The organism is Aeromonas sp. 3P, assembly GCF_051919745.1.
GTDB lineage: Bacteria > Pseudomonadota > Gammaproteobacteria > Enterobacterales > Aeromonadaceae > Aeromonas > Aeromonas veronii.
Genome location: NZ_JBQBED010000001.1, coordinates 4434562 through 4449220, shown reverse-complemented (window position 1 = coordinate 4449220; position 14659 = coordinate 4434562). Strand labels below are relative to the sequence as shown.

The 14659-nt window shown below is 61.8% G+C and carries 15 protein-coding genes; 12 read left to right on the top strand and 3 right to left on the bottom strand.

Going from position 1 to position 14659, the window contains the following annotated elements; genetic code table 11:
* The first annotated feature begins 4 nt into the window (after positions 1–4).
* Entirely contained in the window at positions 5–1930 is a 1926-nt protein-coding gene (locus ACTG19_RS20765) for an NAD(P)-binding protein (RefSeq protein WP_064341887.1), read from the top strand.
* On the top strand, positions 1927–3132 hold the full coding sequence (locus ACTG19_RS20760) for a c-type cytochrome (RefSeq protein WP_439989528.1): 1206 nt from the start codon (positions 1927–1929) through the stop codon (positions 3130–3132). The genes ACTG19_RS20765 and ACTG19_RS20760 overlap by 4 nt, the downstream gene beginning before the upstream one ends.
* An 87-nt stretch (positions 3133–3219) precedes the next feature.
* Here ACTG19_RS20760 and ACTG19_RS20755 read toward each other — a convergent pair whose 3' ends face one another.
* From ACTG19_RS20755 to ACTG19_RS20745, 3 genes are all read right to left on the bottom strand, one after another.
* The gene (locus ACTG19_RS20755; protein WP_005353195.1) at positions 3220–3555 is read right to left on the bottom strand and encodes a DUF3634 family protein; all 336 of its coding nucleotides are present in this window, start codon (positions 3553–3555) and stop codon (positions 3220–3222) included.
* Between the two features lie 106 nt (positions 3556–3661).
* Positions 3662–4630, bottom strand: a complete 969-nt coding sequence (locus ACTG19_RS20750; protein ID WP_439989527.1) for a nucleoside hydrolase — start codon at positions 4628–4630, stop codon at positions 3662–3664.
* Positions 4631–4853: 223 nt separating this feature from the next.
* Positions 4854–5147 carry a hypothetical protein gene (locus ACTG19_RS20745; protein ID WP_128835396.1) on the bottom strand — a complete coding sequence of 98 codons (294 nt, stop codon included), beginning with the start codon at positions 5145–5147 and terminating at the stop codon, positions 4854–4856.
* A 212-nt stretch (positions 5148–5359) separates the two neighbouring features.
* On the opposite strand from ACTG19_RS20745, the gene ACTG19_RS20740 reads away from it, so the two are divergent.
* The 10 genes from ACTG19_RS20740 (at position 5360) to ACTG19_RS20695 (ending at position 14646) form a co-directional block, all read left to right on the top strand.
* Positions 5360–6805 carry a coniferyl aldehyde dehydrogenase gene (locus tag ACTG19_RS20740; RefSeq protein WP_439989526.1) on the top strand — a complete coding sequence of 482 codons (1446 nt, stop codon included), beginning with the start codon at positions 5360–5362 and terminating at the stop codon, positions 6803–6805.
* Between the two features lie 11 nt (positions 6806–6816).
* Entirely contained in the window at positions 6817–7437 is a 621-nt protein-coding gene (locus ACTG19_RS20735) for a TetR/AcrR family transcriptional regulator (RefSeq protein WP_201957739.1), read from the top strand.
* The gene (locus tag ACTG19_RS20730; protein ID WP_201945932.1) at positions 7418–7936 is read left to right on the top strand and encodes a hypothetical protein; all 519 of its coding nucleotides are present in this window, start codon (positions 7418–7420) and stop codon (positions 7934–7936) included. Before ACTG19_RS20735 ends, ACTG19_RS20730 begins: the two co-directional genes overlap by 20 nt.
* Positions 7937–7954: 18 nt before the next feature.
* Complete coding sequence (locus ACTG19_RS20725) at positions 7955–9139, top strand: iron-containing alcohol dehydrogenase (protein WP_201945930.1); 1185 nt, start codon at positions 7955–7957, stop codon at positions 9137–9139.
* A gap of 203 nt (positions 9140–9342) precedes the next feature.
* Entirely contained in the window at positions 9343–9603 is a 261-nt protein-coding gene (locus ACTG19_RS20720) for a GNAT family N-acetyltransferase (RefSeq protein ID WP_439989525.1), read from the top strand.
* A complete protein-coding gene (locus tag ACTG19_RS20715) occupies positions 9590–10180 on the top strand; it encodes a nucleotidyltransferase family protein (protein WP_439989524.1) in 591 nt (196 codons plus the stop codon). The genes ACTG19_RS20720 and ACTG19_RS20715 overlap by 14 nt, the downstream gene beginning before the upstream one ends.
* 71 nt (positions 10181–10251) lie before the next feature.
* Positions 10252–12075, top strand: coding sequence for a SulP family inorganic anion transporter (locus ACTG19_RS20710; protein ID WP_439989523.1), 1824 nt, complete (start codon positions 10252–10254; stop codon positions 12073–12075).
* A 108-nt stretch (positions 12076–12183) separates the two neighbouring features.
* On the top strand, positions 12184–13545 hold the full coding sequence (locus ACTG19_RS20705) for an MATE family efflux transporter (protein ID WP_439989522.1): 1362 nt from the start codon (positions 12184–12186) through the stop codon (positions 13543–13545).
* Positions 13542–14153 (top strand): hypothetical protein, encoded by a 612-nt coding sequence (locus tag ACTG19_RS20700; RefSeq protein WP_005337761.1) that lies wholly within the window; start codon positions 13542–13544, stop codon positions 14151–14153. Before ACTG19_RS20705 ends, ACTG19_RS20700 begins: the two co-directional genes overlap by 4 nt.
* 277 nt (positions 14154–14430) lie before the next feature.
* Positions 14431–14646, top strand: a complete 216-nt coding sequence (locus ACTG19_RS20695; RefSeq protein WP_005337763.1) for a YdcH family protein — start codon at positions 14431–14433, stop codon at positions 14644–14646.
* Positions 14647–14659 lie beyond the last annotated feature (13 nt).

Sequence of the window (14659 nt, the reverse complement as noted above, 5' to 3'; positions counted from 1 at the left end):
AGCCATGAGTATTACACGCAGAGATTTTCTCAACGGCGTTGCCATCACCATTGCGGCAGGCGTCGCCCCTATCAATCTGCTCAAAGCTGCCGAAGGCGGCAGCACGCTGGCGGATAAAACCCTGGCCTACCCGCCCGCCCTCACCGGCCTGCGCGGTAACCACCCGGGCTCTTTCGAACCGGCCCACAGCATCGCCCGTGATGGCAAGCAGTATGATTTTGCCAATATTCCCCTAGAGGGAGAGGTCGATCTGGTGATCGTCGGCGCCGGGATCAGCGGTCTGGCCGCTGCCTGCTTCTATCAGCAACTGCTCGGCGCGGATAAGAAGATCCTGCTGCTCGACAACCACGATGACTTCGGCGGCCACGCCAAGCGCAACGAGTTCACCACCCCCGATGGCCTGCGTCTGGGTTACGGCGGCAGTGAGTCCCTGCAATCACCGCGTTCGGTCTACAGCCCGGTGGCGCTCGGGCTGCTCAAGGCGCTGGAGGTCAACATCGACGAGCTGGCCGCCGGTTTCCAGCAGACCTTCTATCCGGATCTGGGGCTGAGCCGCGGCGTCTATTTCGACGAGAAGCACTTTGGCGTCAACAAGATAGTGAACGGCGATCCGGGTCACAACGTGGCGGATGACATCCCGCGCGATCGCCTGAACGGTCGGCCGCTGGCAGAGTTTATCGGTGACTTCCCCCTCGATGATGCCGACAAGGCCGCCCTGTTGGCCCTGCACGAATCGAAGATCGACTACCTGAGCGGCATGACCCGCGAGCAGCAGGATGAGTGGGTGACTCGCAACAGCTACACCACCTTCCTGCGCGATAAAGTGGGCCTCAGCGAGCGGGCGATCACTTACTTCCAGCAGCGCACCAACGACTTCCAGGCGGTCGGCATCGACGCCACCGCCTGCGCCGATGCGCGCCTCTGCGCATTGCCGGGGTTCGACGGCCTCAATCTGACGCCGCTGGATGCCGAGGAGCAGGCGGAGCTGGACGACCCCTACATCTTCCACTTCCCCGATGGCAACGCCGGTCTCACCCGCCTGATGGTACGCAAGCTCATTCCGCAGGTGGCGCCGGGTCACACCATGCAGGATGTGGTGCTGGCCAAGTTTGACTACAGCAAACTCGACCTGCCGGAGCACAAGGTGCAACTGCGCCTTGGCAGCACGGCGCTGCAGGCCAAAAACGTGCGCCTCGCCGACGGCAAGCTGGCGGTGGATGTCACCTACATCAAGGAGGGGAAACTGCACCGGGTGCGGGCCAAGCAGTCGATCATGGCTGGCTACAACATGATGATCCCCTACATGGTGCCCGAGATGCCGGAGCCCCAGAAGGAGGCGCTGCGCCAAAATGCCAAGGCGCCGCTGGTCTACACCAAGGTGGTGATCAAGAACTGGCAAGCCTTCGTCAAGCTAGGGGTACACGAGGTCTACTCCCCCGCCGCACCCTACAGCCGGGTCAAGCTCGACTATCCGGTCAGCATGGGTGGCTACGAGCATCCCAAGAGCCCGGATCAGCCGATGTGCCTGCACATGGTCTATGTGCCGACCCTGCCGGGCAGCGGCCTCTCGGCCCGCGAGCAGTCCCGCAAGGGGCGCGCCATGATCCTCGGCATGCCGTTCGAGCAGCATGAACAGATGATCCGCGAGCAGTTGCAGGGGATGCTCGGCAGCGCCGGTTTCAACCATGAGCAGGATATCCTCGCCATCACGGTCAACCGCTGGTCTCACGGCTACTCCTATGTCACCAACACCCTGTTTGATGACGAAGCGCAGTGTGAAAAATGGATTGAACTGGGTCGCCAACCGATCGGCAACATCACCATCGCCAACTCGGATGCAGGCTGGAGCCCCTACGCCCACGCCGCCATCGACGAAGCGTGGCGCGCCGTCAACGAGCTGGTTGCCATGAGCAAGGGAGGTGCCCAATGAGCCGCGCCCTGTCACTGACCGCCAGCGCCCTGTTGCTGGCCCTGCCCGCCCTTGCCGCCAACGCAGCCCCCGCCATGTCTGCGGGGGAATACGTGGCCAAGCTCGGCGATTGCGCCGCCTGCCACACCAGCGAAACCAGCAAGCCGCTGGCAGGCGGCAAAGGGTTCCCGACCCCCATCGGTACCGTATTTGCCACCAACATCACCCCCGACAAGGCACACGGTATCGGCAACTACAGCCTGCCGGAGTTCATCAAGGTGATGCGCGAAGGGGTAGCCCGCGATGGTCATCGCCTCTATCCGGCCATGCCCTACACCGCCTACGCCAAGATGAGCGATAAGGATCTCGAAGATCTCTATCACTACCTGATGAAGGAGGTGCAGCCGCTGGCCATCGCCAACAAGGAGAGCGACATCCCCTGGCCGCTCAACATGCGCTGGCCGCTGATGGGCTGGAACTGGGTCTATCACGATGACAGCCGCTTCACCCCGGTCGCAGGCAAGAGCGAAGAGTGGAACCGCGGCGCCTATCTGGTGCAGGGTGCCGGTCACTGCGGCAGCTGCCACACCCCACGCGGATTGGGGATGCAGGAGAAAGCGCTGACCGAGGCGGATCCCGTCTACCTGAGCGGGGCGGCGCTGGATGGCTGGTATGCCCCCGACATTCGCGGCAGCCGTTACAGCAAGCAGGCGCTGATCGATCTGCTGAAAACCGGCCGCAGCCAGCATGAAGCGGTCGCGGGCCCCATGGGGGAAGTGATCACTCACAGCAGCCAGTATTTCAGCGACGCCGATCTGGCCAGCATCGCCACCTATCTCACCGATCTGAAAGATGAACCGGTGGCGGAGAAAGGGGCCCGCGCCTACGCCAGTGCCAGCGGCAAGGCGGACTACGCCATGTACTGCTCCACCTGTCACGGGGTCAACGGCCAGGGCAATGACCACGTCATCCCTTCGCTGGTGAACAACCGCACCGTGCTGGCGAGCGATCCGTCGAGCCTGATCAACGTGTTGCTGCACGGTGCCGAAACACCGGTCACCCACGGCCATCTGGGTTACCACATGCCGGGCTATGGCTGGACCATGGATGATGAGCGGCTCGCCGAGCTGGTCAACACCCTGCGCGCCTCCTGGGGCAATGAAGGCACCGCCGTCAAGGCGGCGGCGGTCAAGACCCAGCGCGAGCTGAACGGCAAGGAGTAAGGGCTGTCAGCTCTCTCTTGGCCAAGTGCCATAAAAACGGGCCTCCACTGGAGGCCCGTTTGCTATTGATGAACCAGGTTCCGGTGCTTATCCCTTTCGGGATTTGGGCCCCGGCAGTGGCGCCGTTGGCTGGCGGTAATCGCCATAGGGGAAGATATTACGAAAACGCTGGGCCACCGGCTCGGGGATGGAGCGGGAGAAGATCAGCTTGACGCCATCGCCATCACGCTGCCCCACAATGCGACCGCGCACCGTGTCGTGGCGCAGGATCTGCTTGGCATGCTCAATAAAGGCGGGTGACACCTTGCCCTGCTTGACCACCACCTTGCCGGGGGCAAGGCGGATTTCGAACAGGGCACCACGCCCCAGCTTCATCAACCACCAGATCAGCGCAATCGCCACTATCAAGGAAATCCAGGCCATCTTCATCCCTCCCAAGCTCTTGATATAAGGCAGTATAAGCGGCCGTGCGCTCCGATTGTTTGGCGCCGATCACAGCCCCCGCGTCAGCGCAATAGCGCCTCTTTGCTCAGCAGTCCTTGCCCCAGCCCACCAGCGTCTCGCGATAGAGCGCCAGCAAGGCTTCATCGCGCACCGCCACCCCGACCTGCTGCGGGCGATAGGCTGCCCAGTCATCGTGGGAGTGGCGTTTGCCATCGAACTTTTGCAGGGTGTGGCCGATGGCCGGGCCGCTGGTGCTCACCCGCACCGGCCCCTCCCGCAGGGTAAAGAGAGTCGGATCAATCACATAGGCGATGGCGGACGGGTCGTGAACGTGGCAACCGGAGAGCCCCAGCTTCTCCGAGTAGAAGCGCAGGTAGAAGCGGCTGACATCCCACAGGAAGCGGCCCGGCTCCCCCGCCTTGTCCCTGAGCTCATCCAGATAGACGCTGCTGAAGAAGCTCTGCTGGGTCACATCCAGCCCGATGATCACCACAGGCCAGTCGGCGGTAAAGACCCGGTCGGCGGCATCGGGATCATCGTGAATATTGGCCTCGGCATAGGGGGTGACGTTGCCGCGATGGCCGTTGACGCCAAAGGCGCCGCCCATCACTACCACCTGTTTCACCAGCGAGACAATCTCGGGCGCCTGTTGTAGCGCCAGCGCCAGATTGGTGAGCGGGCCGATAGTGACGAGGGTGATCTCCCCCGGCGCGGCTTTCACCGCCTCGACAATATATTGCCAGGCGGGGCGGGGATCCGGAGCGATAGTCACCTCCCCCGCCTCCATGTCGCCAAAGCCGCTCGGGCCGTGGACTATGGTGGTAGGGCCGACCGGCTCGCGCAGCAGCGGGGCGGCAGCGCCTTTGGCCACATCTGCTTTCATGCCGTACTTCTGCTTGAGCCAGAGGGCGTTGCGGGTGCCATTGTCGATGGTGGCGTTACCAAAAACAGTGGTGATGGCAAGCAGCTCAATGGCGGGGTGGGCCTCGGCAAACAGGATGGCCATGGCATCGTCGATACCCGGATCGGTATCCAGAATGATTTTATGGGTCATGAGAAATTCCTACGGTGACAAACCCTGCGACAAAAGGGAGAGTCTACCCGGCTGACGGTCTCGTATCCCGGCATGGGATCACAGACCGGGCCTTTGCTCCCGGCAGCGGGGGCGCTGCTGGCGACAATCTGCACAAAGAACGGCGCGGCCCTGTTGCCAGCGCCGCGCTCTTTATCATTGTTCATTATCTGCTATCTGGCACCGATCTGCCTGACTACGCCCCTCAGTGCTTGCGATGCCAGCGCGGTGAGGTCGCCTTCTCCCCCCAGGGAGTGACGCAGGGGAGCAGCGCCCCTTCAATCACCCTCTCGCTGCCTGCCAGCGCCTCGGCGATCTTCTGGTGCAGCACCCGCAGTACCTTGCCCTCGTGCTCGGCCAGAGAGTGGCCCGCGGCAAAGAACTCCGGCTGATATTGCAGTGCCAGCTTCTGGGCGAATTCGTAGGTGTTGAAGCAATCCGGCATCCGCTCAACCACATCTTCAAGCCGGGCCAACAAGCTGTTCAGTTCCCTGGTCATAGTGCTCTCTCCGTGTAGGTTAATAGCCAAAAACTACCCCTTATTAGATAATTCACCAACGAACAAACCACAAAAGTGTGGGGAGACACACAGTTCTCTCTTGCGTCCGGCTCGCGGTGAGCGGCAGACAGCTTGCCAGCTTTACATTCCGGTAACAAACAGCTAAATTTAGACCGACTAATCAGTCGGTCATTTTTCATGCGGAGAACAACATGGGTGCGGCGCAGCTTCAACACTCTCCTGAGGATATCCTCGCCATCAAATTGTCCCTGCCGGATCAGCTGGCACGACTCAAGCGGGCGAGTCTGGCTCACCCCATGCCTACCCTAGCCGAGCGCCGGGCGCAGCTGACCAAACTCAAGCAGGCGTTGCTCGCCCACAAGGGAGAGCTGTGCAAGGCGCTGGCAGCAGATTATGGCCAGCGCAGCCACTACGACAGCCTGATCGCCGATGTGCTGCCCTGCATCATGCAGATCAACTACACCCAGAAGCGGCTCAAGCGCTGGATGCAGCCCCACCGCCGTCACACCGGCCTGCTGCTGGCCCCCGCCAAAGTAGAGGTGCACTTCCAGCCGCTCGGGGTGGTCGGCATTATCGTGCCGTGGAACTTTCCGGTGATGCTGAGCCTTGGCCCCCTCATCACCGCCATCGCGGCGGGCAACCGGGCGATGCTGAAACTCTCCGAGTTCACCCCTCATACCAACGCCGTGCTGCGCACCATGCTCACCAGCGTGTTTGACGAAAACGAGATCGCCATCATCGAGGGGGATGCCCAGATGGCGGCGGCGTTCAGCTCACTGCCGTTCGATCACCTGCTCTTTACCGGCTCCACCATGGTGGGCAAGCTGGTGATGGCCGCCGCCGCGCCCCAGCTCACCCCCCTCACCCTTGAGCTGGGTGGCAAGAGCCCCTGTCTCATCGCCCCCGACATGCCGGTCGCCACCGCGGTCGAGCGGATGATCTTCGGCAAGAGCCTCAACGCCGGGCAGATCTGCGTCGCCCCCGACTATGTGCTGCTGCCACGCAGCGAGGTGGATAACTTTATCGCCGCCTATCGCCGCCACTTCAGCAAGCTCTACCCACAGGGGCTCAATAGTGCTGACTACGGCGCCATCATCAACGACCGCCAGTATCAACGTCTCGTCAGCTGGCTGGATGAAGCCGAGCAGGCGGGTGCCCAGCTCCACCCCTGTGGCAACCCGGCCCGCGACGACCAGCGTCGCCTGCTGGTGCCCCACCTGCTGACCGGGGTGCCGGGTCAGTGTCAGATGATGCAGCAGGAGATCTTCGGGCCGCTGCTGCCGCTCATCCCCTACGACACCCTGGAGGAGGCGCTCGCTTATGTGGCTGAGCGGCCCCGCCCGCTGGCCCTCTATCTGATGAGCTTCGACCCCGAGCTGCAGGCGCGAGTGACCCAGGAGACCCACTCCGGCGGCATGGCGATCAACGAGAGCCTGTTTCAGGTGGCGGCCGACGATGTGCCGTTTGGCGGCATCGGCGCCTCCGGCATGGGCCACTACCACGGCCACGAGGGGTTTCTTACCTTCTCCAAGGCGAAAACCGTGCTGACCCGCGGCAAGTTCACCACCGGCTCCCTGATCCATCCCCCCTACCACAGCTGGATCCAGAAGCTGATGATGGCCTTCTTCCTGCGCTGATGGAGATGACCATGAACCAGGCTATCCCGCAGCCACAAAACATGACCGACAAGCGCCGCCAGATCCTGGATGCCGCCCTCGCCCTCTGCGCCGAAGATGGCCTGCAGGGGGCCGCCACCGCCCGTATCGCCAAGGCGGCCGGGGTGGCCAACGGCACTCTGTTCCACCACTTTCCGAGCAAGGAGGCGCTGATCCTCGCCCTCTATCAGGATGTGAAAACCCGGATGGGGAGCGCCATCCATGAAGCAGATCCCACCCTGCCGCTGTACGACCAGACCCGCCACTACTGGCAGCTGGCGATGGAGTGGATGCAGGCTAACCCCAATGAGCTCAAATTTGTGCTGGGTTTCTTTCACTCTCCGCTGCTGGCCAGACCGGCCCGCAGCCAGATCCTGAACGATGCCCTGCGCTTTCTGCCTGCCCTACTGGCAAAGGGGCAGGCCAGCGGCGAGCTGATGCAGGCCCCCGCGCCACTGTTGCTGGAGGTGTGTCAGGGCCAGTTCCTCGCCTGCGCATCACTGTTTGTCGATCAACCGGAGCTGGGAGAGGACGACTACTGGCAAGCCAGTGCCTTTGCCCTCTTCTGGTCAGCCATCTCAGGAGCCAACCCCTATGACAACTCCGACCGTTGAATCTCTGGCCGCACTTGGCCGCCGCCTCTGGATCACCACACTGCTCTGGATGGTGGGTCGTACCCTCTGCCGCGCCGCCCGCACCGATGAGGCGGTACGCCGCGAATTGGCGCCGTTGCCGGACGGGCTGGCAATCCGCCTCGAAGTAGGCGGCATCGGCTACGCCATGAACATGCACAAGCAGGGTGGGCGCTGGTATCCCGGTGCGCCAGTCGCCCCCCATGCCACCATCCATCCGCTGCGGGTGCGCTTCAAGCACCCCAATATCGCCTTTCGCGCCCTGAGCTTTCGGCTCGGGGTCAATCAGGCGTTCAGTGAAAACCGGCTGCTGGTGGAGGGAGACCTGACCGTTGCCATGCATCTGGTACGGGGGCTTGAGCAGTTGCAGTCCCTGATCCTGCCCGCCTTTATCGCGCGGCCTCTGCTGCGCCACTATCCAGCCCCGACCAACAAGATCGGCCGGGCCTGCAACATCTATCTGGGTCTGGTGACCGGCTAACGCGCAAGGAGCCTTGAAATGAGCCGCTATTACGATTTTTTCTGCCCGGTCAAACTGCTGGCCGGTGAACAGGCGCTGGAGCAACTGGCCAGCGAGCTGGCCAGCCTCGGGGCCCGCCGCCCGCTGCTGCTGACCGACAAGGGGGTCAATGCCACCGGCCTTGCCACCCTGCTGGCCAATGTGCTGGCCGAGGGGGAGCTGCCGGTCGCCGCCATCTGGGACGAGATCCCGGCCGACTCTTCCACCGCCGTGGTGGAGCGGATCGCCAAACGCTATCGCGAGCTCGACTGCGACAGTCTGGTGGCACTGGGGGGCGGCTCGGTCATCGACACCGCCAAGGCGGTCAACATTCTCACTTCCATGGGGGGTGAACACCTGCTCGACTACTCGGGCGCCGGTTGCCTGACCCGTCCCCTCAAGCCGCTGGCGGTGGTGCCCACCACGGCGGGCACAGGATCAGAAGTGACATTGGTTGCAGTGATCAAGGATGAGGCGAGCGGGCGCAAGGTGCCCTTCACCTCCCCCTTCCTGCTTCCCCAGCTGGCGGTGCTCGACCCGCGCCTGACCCAGGGGCTGCCCCTCAATATCACCGCCGCCACCGCCATGGACGCCATGACCCACGCCATCGAAGCCTTTATCGGCACAGCGAAAAACCCAGTGAGCGATGCGCTGGCCCTGATGGCAGTGGAGAAGATCGCCAGCGCCCTGCCGCAAATCATCCACGACCCGCAAAACAAACAGCTGCGGCTGCAACTGGCGGAAGGCTCCACGCTGGCTGGCATGGCATTCTCCAACTCCATGGTGGGGCTGGTGCACGCCCTCGGCCACAGTCTGGGAGCCCGCTGCCATCTGCCCCACGGGCTGTGCATGAACCTCTTTTTGCCGACCGTGCTCGACTACAACCGCCCCGAGGTGGATAGCGAGTTGGCCCGGCTGCTGTTGCCGCTGGTGGGGGCAGAGCGCTTTGCTGCCACCCCGGCCCATCAGCGGGCGGAGGCGACCATCACAGCCATTCGCACCCTGCGCGACACCTTGTGGCAAGCGGTCAAGCTGCCGCGCACCATGAGCGAGGCAGGGGTAAGCGATCGCTCGCTACTGACCGAGATCCGCGATCTTGCGATCAACGACGGCGCCCTTCTGTTCAATCGCAAGGACGCCGACCGTGAGCAGTTACTCACTCTGTTGGAGCGAGCCTGGGCCTGATCCCGCCCCTTTGCCAACACTCTTGTGTTGACACTAACGCGGTGCCCGACTCACCATCGGGCACCTTGATCTGCATCGCGATATCGATGCGCCCTCTGTCAAAGGGGGATGATATTGACCACGGGCTCTCATTATCTGTTCTATACCTTGGCTAACAGTTATGTTGTGCCGAGAGACCCAACTTTATGCCAGAGGTGCCCACCATGAGCGACATCATCCATCAGGCCAACCAGCAGCAGTTCATCTGTATAGTGGAGGGGAAAGAGTCGAGACTGCGCTACCGGCGGCTCGATGCCAAGACCATCGACGCCTACAGCACCTTCGTGCCCCCCGAGCTGCGGGTGCAGGGGATTGCCGATCAGCTGGCGCGTGCCTTCTTCAACTGGACTCAGGCGGAGGGACTCACTATAGTGCCGAGCTGCCGCTACATTGATGTCTGGTTACGCCGCAATGCCAACAACTGAACCTCTGAACACCGTCCTCGAACAGCAATTCCAAGCCAAAACAGAAGCCCTGCTGCGGGCCGATCCGCAGCGGATGGCCTGCCTGCAAGCCGCGGCCGAGCTCAATCTGCCCGACTGGGCGCTGGGAGCCGGTTTTATCCGCAACCTCATCTGGGATCACCTTCACCACAAGGCGGCGCCCACCCCGCTCAACGATATCGACCTTATCTATCTCGATAAAAGCGACCCGCAAGGGCTGGCCGAAGCGGAGCACGAAGCTTGGCTCGCCAAACGCCTGCCCGGCCAGCAGTGGGAAGTGCGCAATCAGGCCCGCATGCACACTCGCCAGCTGGTAGCGCCGTTTGCCAGCAGCCTTGAGGCGCTCAGCCACTGGGTCGAGGTGCCCACCTGCATCGGCGTACGCCTCACCCGAGATGGCGAGTTCGAGTGGCTCGCCCCCTACGGCTTTACCATCAACTGGTCGCTGCAAGTGAGTGCCAACCCCAGATGTCGTCAGGACAAACAGATTTTTACCCAGCGCATCAAGGAGAAACGCTGGCAGGCTATCTGGCCTGACCTTCAGGTAAACTGGCCATAACCTGATTGCAATCTTTCGATAACCTTGGGCACACTAGGGGAAAAGCTGGTTGTAACTCAATGGGTTAAATAATGCGCGACTTCTTCTCTCTCGAACGCTGGCTACCGGGCCTCGCCGCCCTGCTGCATTACCAGCGCGCCTGGTTGATGCCAGATCTTCGCGCCGGACTCTCGGTGGCGGCCGTGGCGCTGCCCGTCGCCATCGCCTATGCCGAGCTTGCCGGGGTGGGTGCCATCGTCGGTCTCTACTCCTGCATCCTGCCCATGCTGGTCTACGCCCTGTTTGGCACCTCCCGCCAGCTGATTGTCGGCCCCGATGCCGCCACCTGCGCGGTCATTGCCGCCGTGGTGACGCCGCTGGCCGCAGGCGACCCCACCCGTCACTGGCAACTGGTGATGACCATGACCGCCATGACCGGCTTCTGGTGCCTGATTGCCAGCCGCTTCAAGCTGGGAGTGCTGGCGGACTTTCTCTCCCGACCCATCCTGATGGGGCTGCTCAATGGTGTGGCCATCACCATCATGGTGGGCCAGCTCTCCAAGATCTTCGGCTTCACTTTCAGCGAACGTTACCTCATCGAGCGGATCGCCAGCGGGGCTACCTATATCACCCAGACCCATCTGCCCACTCTGGCCATGAGTCTGGTGGCCCTGCTCACCCTGCTGCTGGCCAAGCGCTACAAACCGGCATGGCCCTCCTCCATGGTGGCCATGGTAGTAACCGCTGCGCTGGTGTGGGGCTTTAATCTCGGCCAGTTTGATATTGCCACCCTGGGGACGGTGGGCTCCGGCCTGCCCGCGTTCCAGATGCCGGAATTTCCCCCCGGTCTGATGCGGGAGCTGGTGCTGCCCGCCCTTAACCTGGCCATGGTGAGCTTCGTCTCCATGATGCTGACCGCTCGCAGCTTTGCAGCCAAAAACGGTTACGAAATCGACGCAGACAAAGAGTTTCGGGCCCTCGGTATGGCGAACCTCGCCTCCGCAGTCTCGCAAGGCTTTGCCATCAGCGGGGCGGATTCGCGCACTGCGGTCAACGATGCCAACGGCGGCAAGAGCCAGCTGGTCTCTATCATCGCCGCTGCGGTGATCGCCCTCATCACCTTCTATCTGACTGCGCCACTGCAATACATCCCGACCGCTGCCCTCGGGGTGGTGCTGGTGGTGGCCTCCCTGTCGCTCACCGATTTTCGTGGCCTCTGGGCCCTGCGTCACTCCGATCGCTCCGCCTTCTGGCTGGCTCTGGTCACCTTTATCAGCGTGCTCACCATGGGGGTGATCCCCGGGATCACCCTCGCCGTGTTGCTGGGGCTGTTCCAGTTCCTGCGCAATGTGATGCGTCCCACCGATCAACTACTCGGCATGGATGATGAAGGGGTGGTGCGCACCTTGGGAGACAACGAACAGGCCAAGGCGATCCCGGGTATTCTGGTCTATCGCTTCAACTCGCCGCTCACCTACTTCAATGCCCCCTATTTCAAGCGGCGGGTGCTGGCCCTGCTGGTGCAGGATCCCCGAGCTCCCAAGTGTCTGGTGATCGATGCGGTCGCCTGCTTCACCCATCAGGACATCAGCGTGATGAGCATGGTGGGAGAGCTGCACAAAGAGCTGAAACGGCGCGGCATCCATATGGTGATGGCGGGTCGCCACGGCCAGATGACTCACTGGTTAAAGCAGGCGGGCGTGCGGGTAGGCGATGAGGGGATCATCCTCTGCCCCGACATGTATCAGGCGCTGCGCCTGACCCGCTGCTACCGCGAGCCGGTGTTCAAGGATGATGCGGTGGTGGAGAGCACCACTGATGTCATCCGCTCCAACTGGCCGCAGGATGATGCCCTGCCCGACTCGGCTCGCCTCACCCTGCCAAGCGAACAGGAGGCGGGCGCCACGCCAGCCTGATCCCCTGGCCGATGCAATCCTGCACAAGGATTGCACCGGCCTTGGCCTTGGTGTTAAATGCGCCCCCAGAGGGCACTCCCCCGTGCCCTCCCAGCTGTTGGACATGCCATGCAATCTCAATCCCACGCAGGCCCGGGCACCCTCTTTGCGCTGACCTGGCCGCTCTTTATCGATCTCGCCCTGCACTTTCTGACGGGCGCCCTCAATACCTTCATGGTGGGTCATGTCTCCTATCAGGGAGTGGCGGCGCTGGCGGTCGGCAATCAGGTGTTCGATCTCGCCATCACATTGTTCAGCTTCGTCAGTATCGGTACCAGCGTGGTGATCACCCAGTATCTGGGGGCGGGCGATCGGGAGAAGAGTCGGGTGGTGATCCACACCGCTATCGGCTTCAATCTGCTGATCGGTCTGGTAGCGGCCATCGGCGTGATGGCGGGGGCCAGCACCATGCTGGCGCTGATGAACCTGCCTGCCAATCTGATGAGCGACGGGACGCTTTACTTGCAGATCATCGGTCTCTGCCTGTTACCGGAGGCCGCGGCCCTCTGTCTGGCTGCCACCCTGCGCGCTCACGGCCACACCCGTCAGGCGATGTATGTGACCCTCATCGTCAACCTCATCACCTTCGTCGGCAACCTGCTGCTGCTCTACGGCTGGTTCGGCCTGCCCCAACTTGGCGTCGCCGGTGTCGCCATCAGCACGGTCGCGGGCCGCCTGATCGGCGTGGTGCTGCTGGTGTGGCTGGTAGCCCGTAAGACCGGCATTCGACTGGTGGTGCGTGATATCGTCCACCCCAGCCGGGAGATGCTGGGCAAGGTGCTCCATATCGGCCTGCCTGCGGCAGGAGAGAACCTCTCCTGGATGCTGCAGTTTATGGTGGTGACAGCCTTTGTCGGACTGCTGGGTGACAAGGCGCTGGCGACCCAATCCTACTTCTTTCAGATCTGCCTGTTTATCCTGCTGTTTGGCCTCTCCATCGGCCTTGGCAACGAGATCATCATCGGTCATCTGGCGGGGGCCAGACAGTTCGATCGCGCCTATCAGCAGCTGCTCAAGAGCCTCAAGCTGGGGCTGGCGGTCACCTGCGTCATCGCCGTGGCGGCGGCCCTCAATGGCCGTACCATCATCAGCCTCTTTACCGATGATGCCGACATCATCACCCAGGTGGCGCAGCTGTTTGTTATCAGCCTTATCCTCGAACCCGGCCGCACCTTCAATCTGGTGGTGATCAACGCTCTGCGGGCCACCGGGGATGCCCGTTTCCCCCTCTACATGGCGTTGCTCTCCATGTGGGGAATTGCCGTGCCACTCTCCTATTTCCTCGGTATCATGCAGGGTTATGGACTGGTCGGTATCTGGCTGGCGCTGGCCTGCGACGAGTGGGTGCGCGGTCTGGCCATGTTCTGGCGCTGGCGCAGTCGTCGCTGGCAAAACAAAATTCTTGTTGAAACAAAAGCGGAATCACAATGAAGAAGATAGGACTCTTGCTGGCTGCCATCCTGCTCAGCCCCCTGGCCATGGCGCAAACTGCCCCTGCCGCTCCCAAGGCTCAAGCCACCCAGACCTGGTATGTGGCCCCCATCGCCATCGATGAAACCAGCGACGCCCAGAAGGCGCTGACCAAGGACTTCATGGCCCAGATGATCAAGACCATCAAGATCAACGAGTACCAGACCGGCAAGGCCGTAGGCAACACCAAAAAGCCCAAGTGGCTGATCCGCACCAAGCTGATCCCCGCCAGCAACGAGCCGCTGGTCGGCAAGAAGCACCCGCAGGGTCTCACCTACGGCAAGGGCAATCCGACCCAGGAGATCGTCGGCGAGCTGTTGATGAACGGCACCCTGGTGGCCCACATCGGCCAGGGCTGGCGCGAGCCTATCGTCCCGGGCACGCCGGTGGCTGACAAACTCTCCATCGCCAACTATCGCTACGCCATCGGTGATCAGGCCAAGTCGGCGGATCTGGAGGAGCTGGCGGCCCAGATTGGCTTTGAAGCGGGCAAGGTGATCCACCGCGATGGCAAGCCGCTGCCCGAGAAGAAAAAGAAAAAAGAGCAGGCGGACGAAGAGAAAGAGTAACGTCGCCTGCATCCATAAAAAGGGGCCATTCGGTCCCTTTTTTGATCCTACCCCCCTCACGCCAACACAGCCCCAGTTGTGACTTGCCGCACAGTTTGGCGCACCATTCAGATTGACAAATCACTTATCTTGTTTTGATTCAACAAGTTATAAATATCCCGCCGAATACTCCAAATCATTGCCCCCAAATCCGATCAGGATCACATTTATCCCCGACACTAAGGGGTAGCTTTGGTCTTACAGGCACAATCAAACGAAACCAAGGAGGCTCCATTACATGTTCCCAGAGTACAGAGAACTCATCTCGAAACTGAAGAGCAGTGATGTCCATTTCCAGAAGAAGTTTGACTTGCACAACGACCTGGATGCGGAGATTAGAAAGTTGGAAAAGCATCACGCCAGCGACTATAGCGCCGAGGTGAGAGATCTGAAAAAACAGAAACTCAAACTGAAAGAGGAGATATACGACATCCTCAAACAACATCCACAATAGATGCCTCGAAGAA

Excerpts from the sequence above, each read along its gene's own strand:
- ACTG19_RS20710 (WP_439989523.1), top strand. The coding sequence starts at position 10,252 with ATGCGCGACTTCTTCTCTCTCGAACGCTGGCTACCGGGCCTCGCCGCC.
- ACTG19_RS20740 (WP_439989526.1), top strand. The coding sequence starts at position 5,360 with ATGGGTGCGGCGCAGCTTCAACACTCTCCTGAGGATATCCTCGCCATC.
- ACTG19_RS20750 (WP_439989527.1), bottom strand. The coding sequence starts at position 4,630 with ATGACCCATAAAATCATTCTGGATACCGATCCGGGTATCGACGATGCC.
- ACTG19_RS20720 (WP_439989525.1), top strand. The coding sequence starts at position 9,343 with ATGAGCGACATCATCCATCAGGCCAACCAGCAGCAGTTCATCTGTATA.
- ACTG19_RS20725 (WP_201945930.1), top strand. The coding sequence starts at position 7,955 with ATGAGCCGCTATTACGATTTTTTCTGCCCGGTCAAACTGCTGGCCGGT.
- ACTG19_RS20755 (WP_005353195.1), bottom strand. The coding sequence starts at position 3,555 with ATGGCCTGGATTTCCTTGATAGTGGCGATTGCGCTGATCTGGTGGTTG.
- ACTG19_RS20745 (WP_128835396.1), bottom strand. The coding sequence starts at position 5,147 with ATGACCAGGGAACTGAACAGCTTGTTGGCCCGGCTTGAAGATGTGGTT.
- ACTG19_RS20715 (WP_439989524.1), top strand. The coding sequence starts at position 9,590 with ATGCCAACAACTGAACCTCTGAACACCGTCCTCGAACAGCAATTCCAA.
- ACTG19_RS20730 (WP_201945932.1), top strand. The coding sequence starts at position 7,418 with ATGACAACTCCGACCGTTGAATCTCTGGCCGCACTTGGCCGCCGCCTC.
- ACTG19_RS20695 (WP_005337763.1), top strand. The coding sequence starts at position 14,431 with ATGTTCCCAGAGTACAGAGAACTCATCTCGAAACTGAAGAGCAGTGAT.
- ACTG19_RS20735 (WP_201957739.1), top strand. The coding sequence starts at position 6,817 with ATGAACCAGGCTATCCCGCAGCCACAAAACATGACCGACAAGCGCCGC.
- ACTG19_RS20700 (WP_005337761.1), top strand. The coding sequence starts at position 13,542 with ATGAAGAAGATAGGACTCTTGCTGGCTGCCATCCTGCTCAGCCCCCTG.
- ACTG19_RS20765 (WP_064341887.1), top strand. The coding sequence starts at position 5 with ATGAGTATTACACGCAGAGATTTTCTCAACGGCGTTGCCATCACCATT.
- ACTG19_RS20760 (WP_439989528.1), top strand. The coding sequence starts at position 1,927 with ATGAGCCGCGCCCTGTCACTGACCGCCAGCGCCCTGTTGCTGGCCCTG.
- ACTG19_RS20705 (WP_439989522.1), top strand. The coding sequence starts at position 12,184 with ATGCAATCTCAATCCCACGCAGGCCCGGGCACCCTCTTTGCGCTGACC.